General features: G+C 35.8%; 17 protein-coding genes. 6 read left to right on the forward strand and 11 right to left on the reverse strand.

Annotated features, from left to right (window positions below; genetic code table 11):
• Positions 1-440 precede the first annotated feature (440 nt).
• Together LNP23_RS20465 and purL are read left to right on the forward strand one after the other, a co-directional pair.
• Positions 441-2,297: an endonuclease gene (locus LNP23_RS20465; protein WP_230002667.1), complete on the forward strand. Its 1,857-nt coding sequence runs from the start codon at positions 441-443 to the stop codon at positions 2,295-2,297.
• A 509-nt stretch (positions 2,298-2,806) separates the two neighbouring features.
• The gene (purL, locus tag LNP23_RS20470) at positions 2,807-6,460 is read left to right on the forward strand and encodes a phosphoribosylformylglycinamidine synthase (protein WP_230002668.1); all 3,654 of its coding nucleotides are present in this window, start codon (positions 2,807-2,809) and stop codon (positions 6,458-6,460) included.
• A gap of 49 nt (positions 6,461-6,509) precedes the next feature.
• Here the strand turns inward: purL and LNP23_RS20475 are convergent, their stop codons facing one another.
• On the reverse strand, positions 6,510-6,785 hold the full coding sequence (locus LNP23_RS20475) for a hypothetical protein (RefSeq protein WP_131701510.1): 276 nt from the start codon (positions 6,783-6,785) through the stop codon (positions 6,510-6,512).
• A gap of 432 nt (positions 6,786-7,217) precedes the next feature.
• On the opposite strand from LNP23_RS20475, the gene LNP23_RS20480 reads away from it, so the two are divergent.
• The 3 genes from LNP23_RS20480 to LNP23_RS20490 all read left to right on the forward strand — a co-directional run bounded on the left by LNP23_RS20480 (position 7,218) and on the right by LNP23_RS20490 (position 12,348).
• The gene (locus LNP23_RS20480) at positions 7,218-9,623 is read left to right on the forward strand and encodes a TonB-dependent receptor (RefSeq protein WP_230002669.1); all 2,406 of its coding nucleotides are present in this window, start codon (positions 7,218-7,220) and stop codon (positions 9,621-9,623) included.
• Between the two features lie 341 nt (positions 9,624-9,964).
• Positions 9,965-10,399 (forward strand): hypothetical protein, encoded by a 435-nt coding sequence (locus LNP23_RS20485; protein WP_047773645.1) that lies wholly within the window; start codon positions 9,965-9,967, stop codon positions 10,397-10,399.
• A 170-nt stretch (positions 10,400-10,569) separates the two neighbouring features.
• Positions 10,570-12,348: an AMP-dependent synthetase/ligase gene (locus tag LNP23_RS20490; RefSeq protein ID WP_230002670.1), complete on the forward strand. Its 1,779-nt coding sequence runs from the start codon at positions 10,570-10,572 to the stop codon at positions 12,346-12,348.
• Positions 12,349-12,851: 503 nt separating this feature from the next.
• Here the strand turns inward: LNP23_RS20490 and LNP23_RS20495 are convergent.
• The 9 genes from LNP23_RS20495 to LNP23_RS20535 form a co-directional block, all read right to left on the reverse strand.
• Positions 12,852-13,397, reverse strand: a complete 546-nt coding sequence (locus tag LNP23_RS20495; protein ID WP_230002671.1) for a 3'-5' exonuclease — start codon at positions 13,395-13,397, stop codon at positions 12,852-12,854.
• Positions 13,398-13,457: 60 nt separating this feature from the next.
• On the reverse strand, positions 13,458-15,221 hold the full coding sequence (locus LNP23_RS20500; RefSeq protein ID WP_230002672.1) for a hypothetical protein: 1,764 nt from the start codon (positions 15,219-15,221) through the stop codon (positions 13,458-13,460).
• Entirely contained in the window at positions 15,211-17,754 is a 2,544-nt protein-coding gene (locus LNP23_RS20505) for a ribosomal protein L7/L12 (protein WP_230002673.1), read from the reverse strand. Before LNP23_RS20505 ends, LNP23_RS20500 begins: the two co-directional genes overlap by 11 nt.
• A gap of 7 nt (positions 17,755-17,761) precedes the next feature.
• A complete protein-coding gene (locus tag LNP23_RS20510) occupies positions 17,762-18,460 on the reverse strand; it encodes a hypothetical protein (protein WP_230002674.1) in 699 nt (232 codons plus the stop codon).
• Position 18,461: 1 nt separating this feature from the next.
• A complete protein-coding gene (locus tag LNP23_RS20515; RefSeq protein WP_230002675.1) occupies positions 18,462-19,592 on the reverse strand; it encodes an AAA family ATPase in 1,131 nt (376 codons plus the stop codon).
• Between the two features lie 46 nt (positions 19,593-19,638).
• Positions 19,639-20,265, reverse strand: a complete 627-nt coding sequence (locus tag LNP23_RS20520; protein WP_230002676.1) for a hypothetical protein — start codon at positions 20,263-20,265, stop codon at positions 19,639-19,641.
• Between the two features lie 418 nt (positions 20,266-20,683).
• Complete coding sequence (locus LNP23_RS20525; protein WP_230002677.1) at positions 20,684-22,153, reverse strand: tyrosinase family protein; 1,470 nt, start codon at positions 22,151-22,153, stop codon at positions 20,684-20,686.
• 40 nt (positions 22,154-22,193) lie between these two features.
• Positions 22,194-22,622 (reverse strand): hypothetical protein, encoded by a 429-nt coding sequence (locus tag LNP23_RS20530; protein ID WP_230002678.1) that lies wholly within the window; start codon positions 22,620-22,622, stop codon positions 22,194-22,196.
• A gap of 17 nt (positions 22,623-22,639) precedes the next feature.
• Entirely contained in the window at positions 22,640-23,524 is an 885-nt protein-coding gene (locus LNP23_RS20535) for a multicopper oxidase domain-containing protein (protein WP_230002679.1), read from the reverse strand.
• A 706-nt stretch (positions 23,525-24,230) separates the two neighbouring features.
• Between LNP23_RS20535 and LNP23_RS20540 the strand changes: the two genes are divergently transcribed.
• Positions 24,231-24,578 carry a hypothetical protein gene (locus LNP23_RS20540; protein ID WP_230002680.1) on the forward strand — a complete coding sequence of 116 codons (348 nt, stop codon included), beginning with the start codon at positions 24,231-24,233 and terminating at the stop codon, positions 24,576-24,578.
• A gap of 479 nt (positions 24,579-25,057) precedes the next feature.
• On the opposite strand, the gene LNP23_RS20545 is transcribed toward LNP23_RS20540, so the two are convergent.
• Positions 25,058-25,330 (reverse strand): hypothetical protein, encoded by a 273-nt coding sequence (locus LNP23_RS20545; RefSeq protein WP_230002681.1) that lies wholly within the window; start codon positions 25,328-25,330, stop codon positions 25,058-25,060.
• Between the last annotated feature and the right edge of the window lie 167 nt (positions 25,331-25,497).

Consider the following 25,497-nt stretch of genomic DNA (forward strand, 5'->3'; position numbering starts at 1 on the left):
AAGCTCTATTGCTCACATAGCTGCCGAATTTGAACCATATAAGTGATGTAAGTTCATTTAAACTTAGCTTAATAGCATGTTACTTATTTGACTTCTTTACTCCTTTTCGGGGTTTATCAAAATAAAAAAATCCGAAAAAATAAGTTTTACTCCCCACATAACCGCTGAATTTAAACCATATAAGTCATGTCAGAAAATATAAGTTTCGTTTAAATGAACTTACATCACTTATATGGTTTAAAAAAAACACAGCAATTTCTGCGTGTAAAACCAGCACTAAAACAACCGTAAGAAAATATATCCAAAACTTAAACATCTCTTAATACCGCATACTTATAAAAATAGTAGGTTTGGCGCGATCAATAAATTAAATAACTGATTACCAATTTTCTGAAAATTTAATTTATCTTGTTCACCTAACCAAACCTAAACTATTATTTATGAAAAAAAGCTACTCTTCGTTTCTATTACTGGTCTTTACTATTGCTGGTTTCGCACAGATTCCATCCGGTTATTACAACACCGCAACCGCAACCGGTTACACACTGAAAACACAATTGTATAACATTATAAAAGACCATACCAATAACGGATATGCAGGTTTATACACCACCTACCAAACTTCAGATGTAGACAATTTCTACGAAAATGACGGAACAGTTTTAGACATGTACTCCGAAAACCCATCCGGAAAAGACCCTTATAATTACAGTACCGGAACTACACAAAGATGCGGTAACTATTCTGTAGAGGGCGATTGTTACAACAGAGAGCATATTATTCCACAATCGGTTTTTAATGAGCAATCACCAATGGTTGCCGATGCCCATTTTATTACACCAACAGATGGTAAAGTAAACGGAATGCGTTCCAACTATCCGCACGGAGTGGTGAATGCTCCAACTTATACGTCTAAAAACGGAGGAAAACTGGGTCCGAATTCAACATCAGGGTACTCAGGAACTGTTTTTGAACCTATAAATGATTTCAAAGGAGATATTGCCCGAATGTATTTTTACTTTGCAACCCGTTATGAGAATACTGTTTCGGGTTATAGTTATGCGATGTTTGATGGCTCCAGTAACAAAGTATTTACAACCGTTTTCTTAAATATTCTTTTGCAATGGAATGCGCAAGATCCTGTAAGTGCAAGAGAAATTGCCCGAAACAATGCCATCTATGCCCGTCAAAACAATAGAAATCCCTATATCGATCATCCGGAATATGTAAACCAAATCTGGGGTGGTGGCACTTCTCCTTCCGGAGACACTCAGGCTCCTACTATACCAACAAGTTTAGCTTCAACAAGTAAAACTGCGGTTTCAATTGCGCTTAGCTGGACCGCTTCTACCGATAATGTGAATGTTACCGGTTACGATGTTTATGCCAACAATGTTTTAAAAACTACTGTTTCAGGGTCTACTGCAACCCTAACAGGTTTAACTGCTTCGACCAATTATTCGATCTACGTAAAAGCAAAAGATGCGGCAGGAAACACTTCTTCGGCCAGCACTACGATTGCCGTTACAACCGACAGTAGCGGTACAGGCGGAGCTGCCACCGAGTTACTTTTCTCTGAATATATTGAAGGTTCCGGAAACAATAAAGCTTTAGAAATCGCAAATAACACCGGAAGTGCCGTAAACCTGTCTATTTACACCCTAAAAAAACAAACAAATGGCGCAGGTGCCTGGAGTACAGGATTAGCCTTAACGGGAACATTGAGCAGCGGTGGTAAATATGTACTGGTAAACAGCTCCATTTCCTCGACTTGTTTCTCAACCAGTGCCGCCAATATTTCGACAACCGCAACCGAACTGGCTTTTAATGGCAATGATGCTGTCGGTTTATTTAAAAATGGTGTTCTGATTGACATGATCGGAACGTTTAGTGGCGGAACAGCCAACTTTGCCGCCGATGTTACGCTAAGAAGAAAGGCAACCGTAACTTCTCCATCCACAACATTTAATTTGACCTCGCAGTGGGATTCCTACACTAGTGACACCTGTAACAATTTAGCCAGTAAAAAAGCAAAAGTAAGCAAAGAAGAAACGGTTACTGCTACCGATGAAATTCTGATTTACCCTAATCCGTCTAAAGGAAACTTCACTATTGGATTTCCTAATTCAACAGAGCACTATTCTGTTGAAATCCTTTCGTTTTCCGGACAAAAAGTTTTCGAAAAACGAAATAACACAGATTCCGAAATAGCAGTTCAACATCTTGCAGCAGGAATATACATTATCAAAATAGCCACTGAAGCAAAAACAGTTTACAAAAAAATCATAATCAACTAATTAAAAACTAGAATATTCATAATTTAAAAGCGGCAGATTGCCGCTTTTTTTATTTCACAAAAATCAGACAAGCTATTTTTTTAAATTATTTAAGATGTTTTTCTAATAGCCGTTGGCTTCAATCAGCGGTTATAAAAAAGTCCCCACCCAAGACTTTAGCCAAAACTACACTCTTAAAATTTTGGTTAAAATCCCTTGAATCAAAAACATAGAATCGTCTATTGAAACCAACGGCAATTCAAAGCCTGTCCAAATTCCACCTGCAAAGCCTAATCGTCACAAAGTTTAAACATCCTAATACACCAATAAAACTTTGCGACTCCGCGCCTTTGCGAGATTAAAAAAGCGAAACACAACAACCGCCTCATTCCCACTTTCAAAACGAACTTGCATTACTTGCTTTCATAAAAAAACAGCCTTTAATTTTTTTTCAAAAGAGATGGTTTTCAAATTTGCGCTTACTATTTATTTACACTAAATTTGCACTTCAATACAACAAACTACACAAAATGATCCATTTCTTTGAAAACCAAAGCAAAACTGTTTTTGCCGTACAAACGCAAAACGAAATTTCAGCTCAAGACATTTCAAAATTAAACTGGCTTTTTGCCGACTCCAATAAGGTCGAAAAATCCGCACTGACGGATTTTTTTGTTGGCCCACGTGCCACTATGATTACACCTTGGAGTACAAATGCAGTAGAAATTACTCAGAATATGGGTATTTCGGGCATTATCAGAATTGAAGAATTTCACCCGGCAACGGAGGATTTTACCGATTTTGACCCGATGCTTTTGCAAAAATTCAGCCAATTAGATCAGGAAATTTTCACGATCAACGTACAACCGGAACCGATTCTCGATATCGATGATATTGCGGCATACAATAAAACGGAAGGTTTAGCTTTAAGTGAAGAAGAGGTAGCTTATTTGGATAATTTAGCCGTAAAACTTGGAAGAAAACTAACCGATTCTGAAATTTTTGCTTTCTCACAAGCGAATTCAGAGCACTGTCGTCACAAGATTTTCAACGGAACTTTTATTATTGACGGTGAAGAAAAAGAAACTTCTCTATTCAAACTAATCAAAAAAACATCACAGGAAAATCCTAACGATATTGTTTCTGCTTACAAAGACAACGTTGCTTTTGTAAAAGGACCAAAAGTGCAGCAGTTTGCACCAAAAACTGCCGATAAACCTGATTTTTATGAAGTAAAAGAATTTGATTCGGTTATTTCATTAAAAGCAGAAACACACAATTTCCCAACAACTGTAGAGCCTTTCAATGGAGCTGCAACCGGATCAGGAGGAGAAATTCGTGACCGTTTAGCGGGTGGTCAAGGTTCATTGCCATTGGCAGGAACTGCTGTTTATATGACTTCTTACTCTCGTTTAAACGCAGAACGTAAGTGGGAAAATGCTGTTGAAGAAAGAAAATGGTTGTACCAGACTCCAATGGATATTTTAATCAAAGCATCAAACGGAGCTTCTGATTTTGGAAATAAATTTGGTCAGCCTTTAATTACTGGTTCTGTTTTAACTTTCGAACACGAAGAAAACAACCGCAAAATTGGTTACGACAAAGTAATCATGCAAGCGGGTGGAATCGGATACGGAAAACTGGATCAATCCATCAAAAAGAAACCACAGGAAGGCGATAAAATCGTGATACTAGGTGGAGAAAATTATAGAATCGGAATGGGTGGTGCTGCAGTTTCATCTGCAGATACAGGCGCTTTTGGTTCAGGAATTGAATTAAACGCGATTCAACGTTCTAATCCGGAAATGCAAAAACGTGCCGCAAATGCGATTCGTGGTTTAGTTGAAAGCGACAATAATCCAATTGTTTCTATTCACGATCACGGTGCGGGTGGACACTTAAACTGTCTTTCTGAATTGGTGGAAGAAACCGGAGGTTTAATCGATTTAGATAAATTACCTGTTGGAGACCCTACCCTTTCTGCAAAAGAAATTATCGGTAACGAATCTCAGGAAAGAATGGGATTGGTTATTGGCCAAAAAGACATTGACACCTTACAAAGAATTGCCGACAGAGAGCGTTCTCCAATGTATCAGGTGGGTGATGTTACGGGTGATCATCGTTTTACTTTCCAATCTAAATCAAATGGTTCAAAACCGATGGATTATGCTTTGGAAGATTTCTTCGGAAGTTCACCAAAAACGGTAATGACAGACAAAACAATCGACAGAAAATATGCTGATGTTTCTTACTCGGCAAATGATTTCGAAAGTTATTTACAAGACGTTTTACGTTTAGAAGCGGTTGCCTCAAAAGACTGGCTGACTAATAAAGTAGACCGTTGTGTAGGTGGAAAAGTGGCTAAACAGCAAAATGCAGGTCCGTTACATTTACCATTGAACAATGTGGGTGTAATGGCTTTAGATTATTTAGGTAAAGAAGGAATCGCAACTTCTATCGGTCACGCTCCTATTGCCGCTTTAATTGATCCGGTTGCAGGAAGTAGAAATGCTATCGCAGAGTCGTTATCAAACATCGTTTGGGCTCCGATTAAAGACGGAATGAAAGGAATTTCACTTTCAGCTAACTGGATGTGGGCTTGTAAAAATGAAGGAGAAGATGCTCGTTTGTACGCTGCTGTTGAAGGTTGTTCTGAATTTGCTATCGAATTAGGAATCAATATTCCAACAGGAAAAGATTCCCTTTCGATGAAACAAAAATATCCAAACGACGAAGTAATTGCACCGGGAACGGTTATTATTTCTGCCGGAGGAAATTGTATCGACATTAAAAAAGTAGTAGAACCGGTTTTACAGAAAAACGGAGATGCTATTTATTATATCAATTTGTCTCAGGATGCTTTCCAATTAGGAGGTTCTTCTTTTGCACAAACCAGAAACACAATCGGAAACAAAACATCTACTATAAAAGATGCTTCTTTCTTTAAAACTGCCTTTAACACCATTCAGCAATTAATTTTAGAAGATCAGATTCTTGCCGGACACGATATCGGAAGTGGTGGTTTGATCACTACTTTACTAGAAATGTGTTTTGCAGATGTAAATCTTGGAGCTAAAATTGATTTTTCTGCTTTCGCTGAAAAAGACTTGTTAAAAATTCTTTTCGCAGAAAACATCGGAATCGTTTTTCAAGCTAAAGATAATGCAGCTGTTGAAGCAAAATTAAGCGCCAACAATGTTGAGTTCTTCAAAATAGGTTCCGTACAAAATACCGCCACCTTGGAATTTGGAGCTTACAAATTGGATATTGCGAAGTACAGAGATATCTGGTTTGAGACTTCTTATTTATTAGATCAAAAACAATCTAAAAACGGAAGAGCTCAGGCCCGTTTCGAAAACTATAAAAATCAAGTATTAAACTATACTTTCCCGGCACACTTTACAGGTAAAAAACCTGTCATCTCGAGCGAAGTCGAGAGACCAAAAGCCGCTATTATTCGTGAAAAAGGAAGTAATTCTGAGCGTGAAATGGCAAATGCTATGTACTTAGCCGGTTTTGATGTAAAAGACGTTCACATGACCGATTTGATCTCAGGTCGTGAAACATTAGAAGACATTCAGTTTATTGGTGCAGTTGGAGGATTCTCTAATTCAGACGTTTTAGGTTCTGCCAAAGGTTGGGCCGGTGCTTTCTTATACAACGAAAAAGCAAAAACAGCTTTAGCTAATTTCTTCAAAAGAGAAGATACTTTATCGGTTGGAATCTGTAACGGATGTCAGTTGTTTATGGAATTAGAAGTAATCAATCCGGAACATAAAGTACACGGAAAAATGCTTCATAACGAAAGTAATAAACACGAGAGTATCTTTACTTCGGTAACCGTTCAGGAAAACAATTCGGTTATGCTATCTACATTAGCGGGAAGTACTTTAGGAGTTTGGGTTTCACACGGAGAAGGAAAATTCAACTTACCGGAACCGGAAGAAAATTACAACATCGTTTCTAAATATGCTTACGAAGGTTATCCGGCAAACCCTAATGGTTCGGATTACAACACGGCAATGATGTGTGATAAAACAGGAAGACATTTGGTAATGATGCCACATATTGAGCGTTCAACGTTCCAATGGAACTGGGCACATTATCCAAAAGACAGAAATGACGAAGTTTCGCCTTGGCATGAAGCTTTTGTCAATGCCAGAAAATGGATTGAGAAAAACTAAATATAACAAAAACGCCTCAGTACTATCCCCAAATAGCTGAGGCATTTTTTTATTTTCTTGCTAACGAAGCAAGACCGGTAACTATACCCGAAGCGGCAAAAGCTGCTAATCCGGAAGCGACTGCATTTTGACCAGCAAAATACTGATTATCAATCGTTAGATTACTAAATACTGTTCCACCTACAACTCCGGCTATTATTCCCAAACCAAGAACGGTGTAAATCCACCAAGGTTCCGGATCTGGATGTGGCGGTACTTTCCATGGTCTCCAACCAGGATATTTAGTACCACACCAGCCCATCATTAAAAAAAAAGCAGTTTCCATGATCTTATTTTTAAATTAAAGCCTACTCGTTTGCTTTTCGGCTTACGCATTTAATTATTTGATAAAATTACCGCAATCCAACTTTTTGCTCCTTCTGCTTTTTCCTGTTTTTTTTAGGGGAAAAACACCCTTTTTTATTCCTAACCTGAATTCGATTATTAAGTAACTGATTGATGTATTGCGATTTTCCTGCCAAGCCTTTTTTTAACTCTGCTAAAGTCTAAAACATAAATAATGATATCTACAAGATCAAAAAAAGACCTTGCAGGAGACAGGAATAACACATTAAACACTGATAAACAATATCTTAAACCCACACTATTAATCAAGTTCAGGCTTATAATCTAATCTTTAGCACGGACTAAGATTAATTTAATACTATCTTAAGCCAGTTTCTTCCCGCTTAATTCATCTGACAAATATCTTTGCCTTATGAAAAAATACATGCCTAAAATAACACTGCTCATCACTTTACTTATCATAAGTCAATACACCTTTGCTCAAAATTCACCTTCCATAAAAGGAACTGTTTCTGACGGTAAAACTCCAATTGAATTTGTTTCTGTAATCTTGAAAAAAAGTAATGACTCTACCAAAGTTGCTTCTTATGCCGTAACAGATGCATTAGGAAATTTTTCTTTAGAAAAAGTTGTTTCAGGCGATTATCAGTTACAATTCGAATTAATTGGTTTTAAAACTGCCTCTAAAAAAATAACATTTACAAACACCGGCATAAATCTCGGCACAACGGTTTTACAAAACGACACGAACGTATTAAATGCCGTTATTGTAAATTCTAACAAAAAACAAATTCAAAAAACCGATGAAGGATTTGTTTTTAATGCCACATCAAATATTTCACAAACCGGCGGAACCGCTACAGACATGCTAAAAAGCATTCCAACCGTCGCCGTAGATGCTGACGGAGGCATTTCGCTACGCGGAAAAACACCAATGATACTAATTAACGGAAAAAACTCTGCCATCACCAATATGGATCAGATCGCAGCAAGCAGTATCGAAAGCATAGAAGTAATCAGCAATCCGACTGCCAAATACGATGCCAATGCCGAAAGCGGAATAATCAATATAAAACTCAAGAAAAACAATCAGGCCGGTCTTAACGGTGCTGTAGTTTTAGGTGGAGGATTTGGAGCGAAAGACAGAATGAACAGCTCCGTGCAATTAAATCAGAAAACAGAAAAATGGAATTTTGGTTTGGGTTATGACAATCGCTTTGCCGGACGAACAAAGAAAATAAAAGGCGAAAGAACCAATTATTTTATTGCTGACGAACATTATATCGATCAAAACAGAAGCGATCAACGAACAGAAGGATTACAAAATCTAAAATTTAATATTGATTTTTCGCCAAGCGAAAGAAATACATTCTCTTTTGAAGCACTCGGAAATTTAGAAAATCAGGACAACGACGAAACTTTGCATACCGCAGTTCACACCAATACGAACCGCTTTTTTTCAAACAACATCAGACATTCTTTGGAACTGGAACGTTCAAAAGCAGCAGAACTGGCTTTTAATTATGATCGAAAATTTTCTGATAATAGAAAAAGTCTAAATGCAGGTATTACTTCCTCGTTCAATTTTCATAGAGAGAATACCGATATTGATACAAATAATTATGATGAGAATGAAGTCATAATTGGAAATCCCGACCTTCAAAAAACACATAACTATGAAAAGGAAAATATCTCGAATGCCTTTTTAAACTATGCCGTTCCAATTTCAGAAAAAACGACAATGGAAACCGGATACAAAGGAACTTTTCGTTTTTTTAATTCCGATTTTCAGAGTGCGGACCAAATCAATAGCGATTATGTAGTTAATCCTTTAGCTAGCAACATTTTTGATTTTAACGAACAAATCAATGCGGCCTATGGTCTTTTGAATTCCTTTATTGGCACTGCCGAAAATCCAAAATGGAAATACAATCTGGGCATCCGTGCCGAACAGGTCACTAACAATGGAAAAACACAAAACAACAGCGACAATTTCTCGAACAATTATTTAAAGCTCTTTCCGTCAGCATCCTTACAACTGAACCTAAAGTCAGATGAGTTTCTGAAATTGGGCTACAGCAAACGTATCAACCGTCCGGATTTAGACAATCTGAATCCTTTTATCGACATTACAGATGCATTGAATCCGCATGGAGGAAATCCTTATCTAAAACCTGAAATTATACATATTGTAGAATTAGGCTACAATAAAGAATGGGAGAACTATTCCATCTCAACAAATGCTTTTTACAGAAATGCCAACAACACCATCAAACAATACGCGGAACTTCAGGACAATGGCGTTGTTTTACTGAAACCGCAGAATATCGGCACAACTACTACGTATGGTTTGGAAACCATCTTTAGTCTAAAACCCTTTAAATTTTACAATGCAAACCTTAGTATAACTGCTTTTCAACAAAATATTGACGCCTCTAATCTGGCTCAGGATGTGGTCAATAAGGCTTTTAACTGGTATGGAAAAATCATTAATAATTTTGCTCCGTGGCAAGGAGGAAAACTTCAGATAATTGGAAATTACAATTCTGCATTGGCTACTCCACAAGGAAAAAGGATTCCGATTTATAACGTAGACATGGGTTTCCAACAAAAATTAGGAAAAGGAAATGCCCGTTTAGGACTGGTCGTAACCGATATGTTTAACACACTCGAAAGCGGCTATAAAAACAACACGGCTCTTTTTAGTAACAACCGAACCTCAAAATCAGACACACGCGCTCTAATGCTTACTTTTGCTTACACATTCAAATCTGATTTTAAAGAAAAACTACTGGAAAATCAATTTTCAACAGAGTAACCCTTCTCCAAGATCACCGCAGTCTAAAAAAAATTTCAAAAAAAAGAAAAGAAAAAAATCAGTTTCATCAGTGTTTTTGCGACAGCAAATCCACGTAATCCGCGTCCTATCTATACGCATTCTTTGCACACAGACAAAACAGATTCGCTATCGCGAAGACGCGGATTAAAACGGATAAAAAAGCTAATTTTCTTAGATAGCAATCTTTGGAAATGAAATGTTAAAAAAAAATATCATTCTTGTAATTTGGAGTCATTTTTTATTGAAATTTGAACTATATTCGCTTAAAAAACCTGCAAAAGGGTTTTTTGAGGCCCCAAAAACACTAAAATCTACATAGAATGAAAATTTTAAAAGCATTTCTTTTTGTCTTATTTTTTATTGCCACGCAATCTTATTCTCAGGAAATCAACATTGATAAAATTGTTTACAAAGGTCGCGAACGTTACATCACCACTACTATTTCCTATCCGATGCAAGGAACTTATTTGCCTATTGGAAAAAAAGAACCTAGTACAGTTCTAAATCCAGATGGGACAGGTATCATTCAGGATGATGATTTAAGCAAAAAAAAGATAAATTGGGGCGTTGAATGTACAGAAGAAGGTGTTGCTGTTTTTAAAGAAGGTTTCAACAGTGCCTCTTATACCTTTTGGTACAGAACAAACGATAGCGATGAATGGAATTACACGCAACTTTCCATTCATTTTGTCAAAAAGAAAATGTTCTTAATGGGAGAGAGAGTAAAAACTTATGAAGATTTTCATGTGCAATAAGCAGCAGGTAAAAATTAAACATTTCTTGATTTTTTCTGAAATTTACTAGTGAAAAGAAAACGTTTTCGTTGATTTTTAATAGTACTTATAATTTTTGCCATAAAATTCTACAAAATTAAAAATTATACCCATTTTTTATTTAATTTGCAATAAAATTCAATATTTTAAACATGGTTTCAATCACACGCCTTTTTGATTTTCCTTATTATCAACAAGAGACTTATAATCTACAGGTTGCGCTTGCAACCAAAAAAAATGGAACCTGGGAAAAAACATCAAGCCAGGAATATATTGCTAAAGCAAATGCTGTTTCAAGAGCATTATTACGCATGGGCATTCAGAAAGATGATAAAATTGCTTTAATCACTTCTAATAACCGCACCGAATGGAATATCATGGATATTGGTATTTTACAAACCGGAGCACAGAACGTTCCGATTTATCCAACTATATCTGAAGAGGATTACGAATATATTTTAAACCACAGCGGAAGCATTTACTGTTTCGTTTCAGACGACGAAGTATACCAAAAAGTAAAAGCAATCCAGGCCAATGTACCGACCTTAAAAGAAGTGTATTCTTTTAATGAAATTGCAGGCTGCAAACACTGGTCAGAATTACTGACTTTGGGTGCAGATGAAAGCAATCAGTCTGAAGTTGAGGCCAGAAAAGACAGCATTCAAGCCGATGATTTGGCTACTATTATTTATACATCAGGAACTACCGGAAGACCTAAAGGGGTTATGCTTTCACACAAAAACATTGTTTCCAATGTTTTAGACAGCTCACCGAGGATTCCTTTTGATCCGGGAAAAAGTACTGCTTTAAGTTTCCTTCCAATTTGTCATATTTTTGAAAGAATGATTTTGTACATCTATCAATATTATGGTGTTTCGGTTTATTTTGGAGAATCTATTGATAAAATCAGTGATAACCTGAAAGAAGTTCGTCCAACAGTTATGACAGCTGTTCCGAGACTATTGGAAAAGGTTTACGATAAAATCTATGCAAAAGGAGCTGAATTAACAGGAATCAAGAAAAAACTATTCTTCTGGGCTATTGATTTAGGTCTAAGATATGAGCCATACGGAGCAAACGGTGGCTGGTATGAATTTCAATTAAAAATTGCCCGTAAACTTATTTTCAGCAAATGGAAAGAAGGTTTAGGAGGTAATCTGGATTTAATGGTTTCAGGAAGTGCCGCTTTACAACCCCGATTAGCTAGAGTTTTTGCTGCTGCAGAAATTCCGGTTATGGAAGGATATGGTTTATCTGAAACATCTCCTGTAATTGCTGTTAACGACCAAAGAAACAGAGGTTTCAAAATTGGAACTGTTGGAAAAGTAATAAACAACGTTGAAGTAAAAATTGCCCAAGACGGTGAGATTCTTTGCAAAGGACCAAACGTAATGTTAGGTTACTTTAAAGATCCTGAGAAAACGGCTGAAGCTTTACAGGACGGTTATTTCCACACCGGAGATATTGGAGAAATTGACAGCGAAGGGTTCCTAAAAATTACCGATCGTAAAAAAGAAATGTTCAAAACTTCAGGCGGAAAATACATTGCTCCTCAATTAATTGAAAATGCGATGAAACAATCTCGTTTTATTGAGCAAATCATGGTAATTGGTGAGGGCGAAAAAATGCCAGCAGCTTTTATTCAGCCAAATTTTGAATTCGTAAAAGAATGGGCTAAAATCCATAAAATTACTTTAGGAGCTTCAAATAGTGAAATTGCTTCAAACGCTCAAGTAATCAAAAGAATTGATGAAGAAGTAGAAGGCATTAACGAGAAATTCGGTCACTGGGAAAAAATCAAACGTTTTGAACTAACTCCGGATGTCTGGTCAATCGATGGCGGACAACTTACTCCTACCCTTAAATTGAAACGTAAAATCATAAAAGAAATCTACAAAGATCTTTACGTTAAAATCTACGGTAACAACTAAGAATCAAATTCTATATATTCTAAAGGACTGTCTCGCAAGGACGGTCCTTTTTTTTATTCCGTTATTTCGAAAAGACTGCTTTTAAACGGATCGGGTTCAAAAGTTGTGGAGAAACATAAATCTCGCGAAATCGCAGCGTCGCAAAGTTAAAAAATCAGAATAAAAACTTGGCGACACTGCGTCTTTGCGAGAAATAATTTTCAAGGGCAAAGAGGTAAAGGTCGAGAAATAAAAAAGAGCTCTGAACCTTACCTAAAAACCTCAGTCAGATTATTAAGTTACGGGTTTTACATGGTAGTTTTCCTGCAAGGTTTTTTTTGACCTTGTAGGTCTCATAATTTACTTTTTACAGCCACAAAATCTTTTTTAAAACCAGGTGATTTACGTTTTGCACTGTAAGAACTTTTTTTTTCGTACCAATCATCATTACTATTTTAAACCTACAAAGTCAAAAAAAGACCTTGCAGGTGAACAAAACATATTAAATGCCCCAAAAGCCTCTACTAGTTACGCAAGCACCAATGCAAAATTTTAGCAATATTCTTTGCGTCATCTATACCACGATGATGCGTTCCTTCTAAGGGAATATCCAGCAAATGTAAAGCGCCGTTCATTCCGGTTGGTTTTTGTAACCCAAATTTTGCTGCGAAATTTACTTTTACATTAATGTGTTCCTCTCCCATTGGATACGGAATACCGAACGATTTGCATTGTTTTTTTAACATATTCAGATCGTACTGACCGTAACTTGCCCAGGTATACAAATCCGGTTGATATTCATCAATCAATCTTCCGATAGCTTCCTGAAAAATTACCCCGTTCTTATCTAACAGATCCGCAGTAATAGTCGTTAACTCTGTACAAAATGGGCTTACCGTTGAACGTTGTGGTTTAACCAAAATCCCTTCATTCTTTGTAATTTCTCCGGTTGTAGTATCCAAAATTGCTAATCCAATTTCAATAATTTCATTCTCCTGTCCTACAGGAACAGGTCCTTGCCAACATGTGGCTTCTAAATCAATAATTATAATTTTATCTGTTGTTTTCATTTTGTTTTACTTTTTCAAAACCAAATCTGCTTCAAAAATTGGTTTTTCTTTTTCAATTTTTTAATCCTTTGTACGGTTTCTCTTTTTCCATTTAAACTTCATTACATCCTTCACCATTGAATTATTCGTTTTATTAAAATGAATCAGTTGAGAAGCTATTTCAGGGTTTTCATCAATTCGATCCGCCACAATTTCATAAGCGATACTTCTGGTAATGTCCTCCAGTATTTTATCTTTAGCGAATTCATGCTTTAAAGTTTCCAGAAACTTCTCTTTATTCTTGTCTGTCACTTCCTTTTTGTAAACAGCTGTTATGGCATCAGATAATTTCTCTACTTTAATCGTAGCAAAATAATTATTCAGACAATTTGAGGCGTCTTTTTCGCTTCTCCAGCCTTCCAACAATAAATCTTGTGCTTCTGTGCTGTTTCCAATCTTATTTTTACAAACTAAAGCTGCTTTTAAATACTGATAATTAGTTTTATAGAAACCAACAACATTATAATAATTTTTATCTGCCTCTTCTTTGTTCTTTAAAATGGCATACAAATCCCCTACTTTTTCATGTTCGTTCAGCTCTTTGTAAAGCGCTAAAGCTTCCTTATAGACACAACCCTTTTCATAACATTCTGCAGCCTTTTTTTTGTTTTGAAGATACTTTAGATAAACTGCTCCGGCCTCCCGATACAATTTGCCTTCTTCTAAAACGATTGCTGCTTTGTCATTTCTCTTTAGAAGTTTCAAATAAATGTGAGCTGCTTTCTCGTATTCCTTTCTTCTAACAAAATCTTCGGCTAACTTCTCATACTTACTTTGTAATGTGCTAAACCTCGCAGAGTCCACTAGAGCTGAACCTCCACCAGAATTTGAAGATTTTCTTTGAAACCCGGACCAAAATGAGATCATAAGAATCACGAATATCACGACACCAATAAAAACCAATATCGACGGAAAATTATCCCTTAGTTCTGCACCTTTACAACTTCTAAACAAAATCACAAACACTAAAACGAAGCCATATCTAAAAAAACCTGTACCATTACTATCACCACCGGAAGATTCATTAAAAAACCGACCCAGCCATTCAAAGTTAAGTCTGCTTTCGTGACCTGGACTAAAAAAATAATTAGCCAAATTCCCTCCTCTTTCTGATCCAATTGTATCCAACGGAATTCCCAATTTCATTGCCATTTCCGGATTCTTCTCTAAATAGGCTAAGAATTTATCCATTTCCCGATTATTTCCATTCATCAACTTTTTTAGATTAAATGGTAATTTTTCAATCCTTTCTTCCTCTGAAAGTGGATTTTCAATCTCTTTTAAAAGTTCCTCTTTATCAACTTCAATTCGCAATGACGAAATCATGCGGGGTATCGCAACGCTTTTTCTTGGCTCTAAAACCTCAACAGCAACCTCATTTGGTCTTTTTAAAAAATCAGACCAGACCAACTCGTCTTCTAAAGCAACGAATCCTATCTCGGGATGTAACAGATGATACTTTTCAGAAAACAAGGTTTTCCATTCTTCTTTTACCAATTTTGGTAAAACAGTTGTGTGCTCCGGAATAAACAGCTTATCTTCTATAAGCTGGCAAAAATTGTTTTTTCCAATGTCTTTAATTGTACCAACAGCAGCGTTAAAAAAAACAATACAACCGTACAGCTCATTTGCAACCGTGCCCGGAACAGGGAAAACTTTTATGGTTTCTAACGAAAGACCCATTTGCTGAATTTCCTGAAGCCAAAACGATATCGATTTGCTTTTAATAATAATTCCTTCTCTCGGGAACGAATTAGTAGCCTGCATTTTTAATTTAAACTCCATATTGTACTACTTTCGAAACGAACGGTTTTAGGTACTTTTCTTCAAACAAATTATAATCAATATATTCTTGCGAATGTTCCTCGGATAAAAAATAAGTATTCCCGGTATATTCTATTGTTGTGGCCAGAATTGTCTTTCTCTCAATTATAAAAGGAATATAAAATACCGGAAGCGATTTATCACTGCTTTCAAAAATTAAAATTCCTTCTTTGTTGGTAATTCTGCTTCCATCACCAGATTCAAAAAATTTTGTTTCTATATAACAGACAGCCCCTTCTTGTTCTAATTCTTTTTTAAATTCTTCCGCAATGCTGATTTCTACATTTTCTAAAATAACGAATAGGTTACTGTCTACAAAAGCGTTAACATCTTTCAACGATTTACCTGTTTTTTTAACTATGAGTTTAATAATGGTAACCGGATTTGATCCTTTATACTTTAAGATTAGATTTGCTTTACGTTGCCATGCTTTACTTAAATCTAAAGCATGCCTTCTTGTCTTTACAAATTCAAGATTCTCGATAAGAAAATCATTTATTTGAATTTTTCCATTTACAATAGCAACATGTCCCAATCGTTTGGCAACATTGTATTTTGACCTGTCCTTTTTATAATTCTGAACAAAAAGAGACTGTTTCGTAAAATAATCATCAAAAGCTGTTGCGACCTGCGGATCAGAATTTGGTTGTATGTTACAATTACTTTCTACACTCCAGAAATCAAGGTTATTGGTTACATAAAAAGTTTGTTCATACTCAAAAAAACTAAGATTTTTGTCCATTAGTGCTTCAGGAAGGCCTTTACTACTCTTGCATTGGTTTGTTGCCAAATTAATAATCGTGATGACACGTAAAGGGCTATACGAATAGTTCAACAGTAAAAGCTCTCCTTTTGAGTTACTTCTTATCGCAAATTTACCAAGAGTAAAAGGCAAATTTGAAGCTATTTTTATAAATCCTTTTTTAAATCCCATTTCATGAAACAAGAACAAATTACCTCCCACATACATATAGTAATGACCACATTCGTAAAGAATGTTCTGATAATTTCTTTCAGCCGGATACAACAAAGGAATACCATCGTCATTGCTTGTATTAAAAACAAACTGTTCTTTTACGACTTCGTTCTTTTTCCATAGTTCATCTAACGGTATTATGATTTCCTGAAGCTGTTTTTTTCCTTTATTCTGATTTTTATAAATGTTGATTCTTCCTTCTACTTGGTTAACCAAAACATATTGAATACTGTCAAAATAGGTGCTCATCGCTTTTTGCATTACTTGCAATTTCAGACTTTCATCAGACGAAATAAAAAAGACTTCTTGCTTTTTATGATCAATCGCATTTTCTAAAAAAAACAAATCCAATCCTGCTTCACAACTCAATTTACCACTCAATTCGTTTAGTCCCTCAATAACCTGATTTACGTTTTCAAAGTAAACCTCCTGATACCTATCTCCAACAACAAAAATCTTGCACTCAATATCGGTTTTTGGATGTGTCGCAATGGCCAAAGCCGATGCAAACCCCAGAATTTTAGGATTCCCCCAATTGATTAAAGTAGTATCGATCAATAAAATTCTACAAAACTTATCTGCTTCGGGCGGTACTTCTCTCTCTATGTACAAAGCCTCACTATTGGCAATTCTGGACATAAAAACAGCATCGTCATTGGCAAATTCAGAAATTATCAATTTGTCAAAATCACCCTTATTGGACAAATCAGAAATTCCACCCAATGGCTGTACACTTGACATATTGTGATGTAACGGAATATTAAGTCCCGACCAAATACGTTTTACTAAACTCCCTACCTGAAATGTTTTTTCTTCCCGAATAAGTGCTACTATAAAATCCAGGGGTGTTTCTGATGCAATTTGTGCTTCCAAAACTTCCTCGCTTACCTGTTCTCTCAACTCTTCTTCAGGTAAATTTTCCATTGCTTTCAGTAAAGACTGAATTGTTGGAAATTTTGCCTTCAATAAAGCCATCGTTCTGAAATCTTTGATAAAATTAGATTCGTTGAAAGATACTTTATTTCCTGCCCGTATTAAATGATGTCTGTGATTTTGATATTCATCGAGTACACTCTTTGCTTTTTCAGCTGAAACTCTGTTATGACAATCTTTAAATATAGTCTGAAACAGCTGTAAACGTTTTTCACCATTTTTGTATTCGTCCGGTAAAGCGGATAGTATCTTTAAAAAATCAATCGCTGCTCCTACTCTAAAAAAATTAGAATCGGGTTTATGATGAAAACTTTTATTTATTTTGTTGTTCGCCAGTTGACTGATCCACTCAATCGTTTTTTCATTATCCGGGTTTGTAGCGACAATAGCCAACAATAATGACCCCAACGGCGGAAGGCTCTCTTCTGAAAGAAATCGCAAAATTTCAAAAGTAAATTTCTCGTAAGCAATAGTCTTTCCATTTGGAATTACAATTGCCTCAAAAACCTCTTCTTCAGAAAAAAGCTCATTGTCCCATTCCCAAAAATAATCTTCATAAGATTGAAAGTATTTTTCTAATTCCATTTTTATTTTATGAAAAAGTTAGACGAAACGAACTAATTGAAAGTGGTTTCATTTTGTTTTTAGGAATACGAAAACAACTGTTATCTCTATTCCAAATCAGTAGGTCTTCTTCTAAAGGATTACTATTCTTTTGTATTGTTTTAGCTAAAATTGACCATTCAAAGTCATACCCTGTTGGCAGTAAAAAATCCTCTTTTAACCAATACGTGTTCCCTTTTACAGGCAGCAACGGATTTCCAAGTACCAGTATCTTTTGGTCTGCCACAACCCATTTTAAAGGTTTTAATCTAAAGTCCGGAGCTGTTTCTATATACGATTGAATTTCACTAAAATCTGTAAGCAAAGCATAGGGTTCCTGTACAATTTCTGACGGTTTTAAACGTATCTCAATGTTCTGGTCAATACCAAAATAATTGTGATTGAATCCTGGCATCGAAACCGGAAGTGCCCGCATAATCGGTGTCCATAATAATCCCGAAGGAAGTTTTTTTGACGGTAATAAACTTCCTTTTTTAAACAGCAAATTTTCTTTTAATTCATAAATAACATGAAACGGAATCTGCTGAATTTCTATCGCATTTAATTGTTCCGGTGCAAAATCTTTTAGCCACACCGACTGCTCATGAAAAGCTAGTTTTATGGTCTCCCAATTTCTAATTGCTCCTAAAAATTCTAAATCTCTTTTATTTATTTCTAAAAAATACATTTTATACGGTTTGAAGAATTTTTTGCCACAAAGCCTCTATTTCTTTTTGAATGTATTGCTTCTGCTCCTTGTTATTAATCCAATCACAACGACTTTGCAAATAGCGCAATTTATCTTTAATCACATTTTGCTCTTCAAAAGAAAGTGACTCATCCTGCCATCTTTCAGTCAAATGTTGCATCTCTTTCATCACTTCCTCAGGATTTGGTACTTTATTGTACAAAGCCTGTGGGTGCTGGCCATCTGAATCGTCTTTTTCGATAGTCTGATTAATTATACCCTCCAGAATTTCTATTTGTTCTTCGTTATCCCAAATGTATTTCAATACCCATAAATCAGATAAAACCGCTTCCTCCCTACCACACATTAAAGCACTTGCTGCGATTAAATTCTGCAACTTTACTGCACGTCTGTCTGATACTTTTATTCCTGTATTTCTCAAATTATGAACAATATCCACATATTGTTTGCGGATTCCGGTCAGATCTATAGTTCTACAAAGCGACTGTAACTCTCTAATTTCGTCTGCCGTAATCGTTGGTATTTCTTTATTGCCACTGCTTTCTATTTTCCAACCTGCCAAAAGTACCTCATGAAGTAAATCCGGATCTACATAATCACATTTTACACGAATAAGAAAACGGTCTAATAAAGCATTTAAGGCCTCATCTTCCGGCAGCACATTACTGGCACCAATAAACATTAACGCCGGAAGTTTCTTTGTCTCCCTTCCTCTACGAAATATTTTCTCGTTTAAAGCCAACAATAAACTATTCAAAATAGCCGAATTGGCATTAAAAATTTCATCCAGAAAAATCATAGAAGCCTCAGGCATCATACCTTCTGTATTCGTAACCAATTCTCCTTCTTTAAGTTTACGAATATCAAAAGGTCCAAAGATTTCGTTTGGTTCTGTAAAACGAGTCAAGAGATATTCAAAGTTTTTACCTCCTTCAATTCCATTCGATAATGCTCTTACCAATGCACTTTTTGCGGTACCCGGAGGTCCTAATAAAAAAGCATTTTCTCTGGCCAGTAATCCAATTCCTAATAAGTCGATAATCTCGTTTTTTCCAACAAAAACATCTTTGATGTGCTGTAAAACGTTATTTAATTTTTCTGTAGATTTCATTTCTTTTATGTGGGTAATTTTTTATTTATAGCAGTCTTTTTTTATTTTACAATTCCTTCCAAAACACTTGTTTATGAGCTCCAAATCCGGCCATCAGTTCCTGATTTATTTCTTTGATTACTGCTGTTTTTTGTGCTTTTCTTTCAACAACCCGATTTAAATATAACTGTTTAAGGCTATCATCAGAGAAAACAATATCTAAATTGATTGTTTCATAATCAACATCAAATCCTATTGCCGAATAATGAAAATCTACCAGAAGCTGTTCTAAAATAGGAATTGCAAGATCATCTGCATCTATTCGTTTCATTTCCATAATGAGCTGAGGCAAAAATCTCAAACACAAATCAGCCGACAACAATGCCGAAGCGCTTAATACACCTTTATATTTAGGCAGAAAGAGATCCAATTCACTTATTTTATGCTCGCGATACAAAATCAATTGTGCAGCGAGATATACCGTTTTTGCTCCCCAACCGGCTGCCTCCCGATTAAACTCCGGAGCCTTCCAAGGATAGTCAAGAATTTCATTTTCATATTCCGTTTCTAAAAACAAAATGACCTCCTCCTCTTCTTCTTTAGAAATAGTGCTCATCTTGTTGTACAGTATCACCTGCTCAATTGTTCTGAGATGATAAATCGTTTCTAAAAAAGGTAACTTATTAGTATCCATAACTTTTACTTAACATTATTCAGTTCCTGTTGATTTACAAAATCGCGTTCGCACTTCTTTTCAAAAATAGCTTTTCTTTTCTAATCTAATTTCAGAAATCTGCATTGAAATCATTGCTTAAAAACTCAGCTTCACCAAGAGCAAATACCCTTTATATTTTGAACAGAACAAAGATTAAACACAACTGCGTAATTATTTTGCGCAGTTGTGTTTTTTGCTAAAATTAGTCATTCAGCCATACAATCACAGTTATCAAATAAACCTCTCTTGCAGCTTCAAATCGGGTGATATTAAGAATCGATTTACTTCTAAAAAAAATTTAACAAACTAGATCAAAAGTGTGTTATGCATCAAAAAAAACCTGCGAATTGGCATCCGCAGGTTTTCATTCTTTATGTGGTATTTTTTAGTTTCGATCTTAATTTATCTGCGAAACGCCAATTTTTTCAAGCGTTACTTTAGCATCACCACCTCCGGTTTTTTTAATAATGATTTCATAATTCGAATTCGTTTTCAATAAATTATCCGAAATATAATAGGAGAAGCTCTTTTTTATCCCATCTTCACTTATTGCATGACTTTCATCAACTCCATGATCATGTTCAAGTCCAAAGAACGTCATTGTTCCAACGTATACATCTTTTTTCTTCGGATAACGAAGATAAACGGTGTAGTAATCTTTTGGTTCTTTGTACGCTACTACATCCAAATTTAGTACAATTTTGGCATTTGCTTTACTGGTAAAAACTTTATTGGTATTTTGTACAAGTTTACTGGTTACTTTATGACTATAATCAGTTCCCCCAAGTGGCTTACCTACTTTTTGTTCCCAGATAACAGCTTCTTTTGAATCTTGAAATGACACTAATTTTTTAGTTTTCGTTCCATTGGCTGCTACAACCGGAGTTTTAGAACCATAAAGTAAATTGTCGTATTTGTAATCTAAATCGAAAACGATCTTGTACACTTCTTCCATTGTATAAGTAAGGTGATCTCCATTAGGTGCTATAAACTGATAAGGCCACGGGTCCGCTTTTAGCTGTTCTAAAGTAGGACGTTCTCCGTAAGCCGAAACATCCCAGGACTCCCAAATACGATCGACCATACTGTGATGCAACCAGAAAACAGGGTCAAATCCTGCCGAATCAACATTTGCCATTAAACCCGATGTAACCTTTTGGTATATTTCATTATAATAACTTTCGCTTGGATCTGCATATCCTCCACCTATAAGATTATGCATAAAACCATGAGGCGAACCTTCAAGATTTTGACTAAATCCAGCCGTTCCGGTAAAGGAAGGATTGGTTCTCAATTGTTCAAGCGCTAATTGTATCTGCGTAAGTTGCTTTTGAGGAATCGGTTTTCCGTTGTTCAGAACCGTATATCGGGCTGCTGTAAAGAGCGAACCTGATTTGTCTCTTATGGGTTCTGCCAAGATATTATCGACTGTATCTTTACTTCCATAATTCCAATACGGTATAGCAAAATCGTCTTTTCCGGATAATTCACGAACCATTTTTTCTAAAAACCAAATGTACATTCTGTGCCATAAAAGAAAATTTAAAGAAGCTGCATCTGACCCATTATGTGTGCAATCACCCCAAGCCCATAATTTATCTTTATCGGTCTGATACGCCGCACAAAGCGCATTAGGACCGTTAATTGCATTCGGGATATTATGTATTGCTCCCTGATAGTACCAGGAAACCCCCATCTCACAGCCCATTGCACGCATTTTCTCAAAAGCGATATTCATTGCTTTCAGATTTTCCTGTCCTTGTGGCGTATTGGCGTTCCATCTAATGTATTTCACATTACTTTTACTTTGACCATAGGAGAGCCCCGAAATCAAAATAATAAAGAATAAAAGAGTAATTTTTTTCATTTTGTTTGTTTTTAGGTTTATAATCAGTTGTGTATTGCTGTTAAAGCACATCGACTTCAAAAGTCAAAATCTTCGCATAGCTGGGATTGGCTTTATCATAAATTTTAAATTTTACAATGCCATTACCCGACTTGTTTGCCGGAATCACGTGTATGGCTATAAATCCCTGCTGATCAGCATTTAGTTTATTAAAAGCCGAACCTTTCGGAATCCCGATCTGGCAAGCCCCATGCTGACACATCGAGCAATCCCATTCTTTTGGAAAAGTGTTTGATACCGTTTCCCAAACCAGATAGATGGGTTTGTTAGAGATATTTTCGACTTTGATTTTAGAAATATCAAGTCGCTTATTTTTCTGCAGACTTTCCTTATTTGTTGCATTACCCACTACCGAAAAAGTAGCTTTGCTTTGCGCAAATGAGTTCAAAGAAGCAAAAAACAACATAAAATATAAGATTCTTTTTTTCATGAGTACTGATTTAAATTTTAATAAAAAACCGGAATTTCAGCCTTGTATGCTACCTTTTTTGAAATCGGTTCTATAAAATGATACCTAATCTTTTCCTTCTCGTTTACCTGATCTAAAAAAACAAACACTTCCAGACATTCTCCCGAATGAAGCTGTATTCTATATCCGTTAGGGCCTGCAATCAGATTGCGATCACTTCCGGAAATGAACTTCAGTTCCGCATCAGATGGAAACTGTATTTCATGAAGGTATAATCCCGAATTAACCAAACGAAGAAGCACCTTCTCTTTTTTATTCACAAACGATTGTAATCCTTTGTTTTCTATCGTTGTTTTTCCATTAATCAAGAAATAATTGGGCTTGTAGAGCGGAAGAAGTATGGGCTTGTTAGAAACATCATATGCTGTACCCATAATAGCATCTGTATGCCATTTGGTATCTATTTCGTTACTGCACCATAGTATTTCCTGTGATGGTTTGTGGTCTAAAGAATCTGTCTCTTTTGGGCGTATAATAAGCACTCCAAACATACCGGCCTGAAGATTGAAGGGATAATTCTCGGGACTATAATACAGATAAGTTCCTGCTTTTTTAGCCTGAAAAGAATAAAACCCATGCACCATATGATGAATTGGCTCTTTGACCTTCATTACTTCGTTCTCTGCATTCCGCTGCTGAAACTCCATTTCTTTACAATATAAAGAGACCGGATTTCCTTGCGAGATGTTCCAAAAATCAATACTTACGCTATCTCCTTCCCTAGCCTCAATCTCCGATCCCGGGAAAGTAACCTGACCGGAAAGCGAGTCCGTAAAACCGAAAGTTCGTATGGTTACGTTTTTTCCAATCGGTAACTTCCCTGTTGTTCGGCCAATAATTAATCTGTCGTTCTGAGCGGACAAAAAGGGACCGGTACATACAAAAAGAAATACCAATATACACTTACACCGTCTTTTCATTTCTAAACTCAAATTATCATGTACCAACAATGGTTTGCTATTACAAGTCAAATTTAAAGTTATTTAAAATCAAAAGACTGCGTATAAACACCTGTTTTAGTAGTAAAAATCCGAATTCTATTTCAATTTACTTCTTGAGATAAAATTTAAACAAAATGGAAGGGAATTATTTTTGACAATGTCTTTTTAAGAACAAAATGCATACAACTTTAAAGGTAATCCTGTTATAATCAAAGAGCAAAGCATTCTTTAATTGGAAAACTTTCTGAAGATTCTTGTACTATTTTATTTCGAGCTAAACGAGATAATTTAGGTACTTCTAATAATCTCTTTTCAACACTAATTTTTTTGCTCTTTATATTTTTTCAGACTAAAGTGATTTCTCCAAATATAAACAGAAAGAGTTCATATATAAATCTAGCATTCCTTTATATCAAGTTTGTTTTTAATATTGTCCAAGCTCCAAGGACTTGCGAAGTAAAACTGGATTGGCTTCGATTCCAGTTTAAGTTTTTACCCGAATATATAATTATTGTGTATTTATGTACCCAAAACCATTTGCAAATAGTCATTGTATTCAAACGTTAAAGCCTTAAAAAACAAAAGCAACGATATAAAACAATTAAAAAACAACTTGAATAGAAGTTTTATGGATAGTATATATTTCACTTCTCTTTCTCCTTCAGAAGGTGCTACAGGAACTACAATTAGATTGTCTACAGATGACAATCCTTATAAGGAGCAGATACCACCGCGATCATTAAAACTTGTTGCTGTACATTTTATACCTTATCGATATCCTGCCGTTCATTCCCCTATTATTGCCGATTCTGGTCGAATATTAGACGAAATCGGTTACTCCCGCTTTTTGGTTAGAGTTCCTTCGGGTATTAGAGTGGGAGAAAATTATGGAGTCCTTTTTAAATTAAAGGAAATAAAATCAAAAAAAGAGTTTTATTTTAGTACTGGTGGTCGGCATCACTTCACCGTTAGATGACAATGTAAACGCAGACTTGAAGTCTTTTAGCTTGATGTGTGCTACACTTTTATAGACCAATCTCTCTACTATTTATTTTAACCGCAAGGTTCGCAAAGATTTTCTTTTGCATGCAGATTTAGCAGATTTGGCCGATCTTATTTACCTCTTAAAAAATCCGTGTTATCTGCTACCTGAGCGATAGCGAACTGTCGAAGCAAATCTGCGCGAAAAAAAATTAGGTATAAATTAAAAAGGAGCCATACTGCTATAATTAAACTTAGCGTGCCTTGTGGTTATTTTATAGATTAGAATACGACATCTTAGTAGCCCGTGTCATTTCGACGTAAGGAGAAATCACACTAGAAATTCCGCAAAGCAAATCGACAATCGTTGTAGAAATACTTATACGATTTCTCCTTAGGTCGAAAGAACAAAAAAACAAAAAGCTCCGCAATGACGGAGCTTTATTGATATTCTAAAAACTAGAACACTACATTTTAACTTGCTGCACTACTACAGACTTTTTGAATTTCTTCATCTGTAAATGCTGCCAAAGTTTGGGCCAAATTTCTGCTCGTACGTAAACAACTGAGCATTTTTAGCCTTAAATCGAGATCGCCTCCGTACTCCGTTTCGAGCAGTAACTCGAAAATTTCCTGCAAATACAATGGCTGCTCTTTAAATTCTCCTTCAAACCATTCGTTCGAAAGGAATTTGACCACGGATGGCACCACGTCATTTTTTGATGTTTTTTGATTTTCTTTTGACATATTTGAAAATTTTTAAACGCACGAAGCCCCCATCGTCGGTTGTGTCAAAACACTACAAAGAGTGAAATTAGGGCTATCACTAGCTCCCGCAACGTGAATGAGGGCTCGTTTATGTTAAACTTAAATAAAGTTTATTGGATTTCTCCTTGTATGTATTTTGACTTTAC

The sequence above is a fragment of the Flavobacterium cupriresistens genome (assembly GCF_020911925.1).
In the GTDB taxonomy this organism is placed as follows: domain Bacteria; phylum Bacteroidota; class Bacteroidia; order Flavobacteriales; family Flavobacteriaceae; genus Flavobacterium; species Flavobacterium cupriresistens.

Excerpts from the sequence above, each read along its gene's own strand:
- LNP23_RS20465 (WP_230002667.1), top strand. The coding sequence starts at position 441 with ATGAAAAAAAGCTACTCTTCGTTTCTATTACTGGTCTTTACTATTGCT.
- purL (WP_230002668.1), top strand. The coding sequence starts at position 2,807 with ATGATCCATTTCTTTGAAAACCAAAGCAAAACTGTTTTTGCCGTACAA.
- LNP23_RS20475 (WP_131701510.1), bottom strand. The coding sequence starts at position 6,785 with ATGGAAACTGCTTTTTTTTTAATGATGGGCTGGTGTGGTACTAAATAT.
- LNP23_RS20480 (WP_230002669.1), top strand. The coding sequence starts at position 7,218 with ATGAAAAAATACATGCCTAAAATAACACTGCTCATCACTTTACTTATC.
- LNP23_RS20485 (WP_047773645.1), top strand. The coding sequence starts at position 9,965 with ATGAAAATTTTAAAAGCATTTCTTTTTGTCTTATTTTTTATTGCCACG.
- LNP23_RS20490 (WP_230002670.1), top strand. The coding sequence starts at position 10,570 with ATGGTTTCAATCACACGCCTTTTTGATTTTCCTTATTATCAACAAGAG.
- LNP23_RS20495 (WP_230002671.1), bottom strand. The coding sequence starts at position 13,397 with ATGAAAACAACAGATAAAATTATAATTATTGATTTAGAAGCCACATGT.
- LNP23_RS20500 (WP_230002672.1), bottom strand. The coding sequence starts at position 15,221 with ATGGAGTTTAAATTAAAAATGCAGGCTACTAATTCGTTCCCGAGAGAA.
- LNP23_RS20505 (WP_230002673.1), bottom strand. The coding sequence starts at position 17,754 with ATGGAATTAGAAAAATACTTTCAATCTTATGAAGATTATTTTTGGGAA.
- LNP23_RS20510 (WP_230002674.1), bottom strand. The coding sequence starts at position 18,460 with ATGTATTTTTTAGAAATAAATAAAAGAGATTTAGAATTTTTAGGAGCA.
- LNP23_RS20515 (WP_230002675.1), bottom strand. The coding sequence starts at position 19,592 with ATGAAATCTACAGAAAAATTAAATAACGTTTTACAGCACATCAAAGAT.
- LNP23_RS20520 (WP_230002676.1), bottom strand. The coding sequence starts at position 20,265 with ATGGATACTAATAAGTTACCTTTTTTAGAAACGATTTATCATCTCAGA.
- LNP23_RS20525 (WP_230002677.1), bottom strand. The coding sequence starts at position 22,153 with ATGAAAAAAATTACTCTTTTATTCTTTATTATTTTGATTTCGGGGCTC.
- LNP23_RS20530 (WP_230002678.1), bottom strand. The coding sequence starts at position 22,622 with ATGAAAAAAAGAATCTTATATTTTATGTTGTTTTTTGCTTCTTTGAAC.
- LNP23_RS20540 (WP_230002680.1), top strand. The coding sequence starts at position 24,231 with ATGGATAGTATATATTTCACTTCTCTTTCTCCTTCAGAAGGTGCTACA.
- LNP23_RS20545 (WP_230002681.1), bottom strand. The coding sequence starts at position 25,330 with ATGTCAAAAGAAAATCAAAAAACATCAAAAAATGACGTGGTGCCATCC.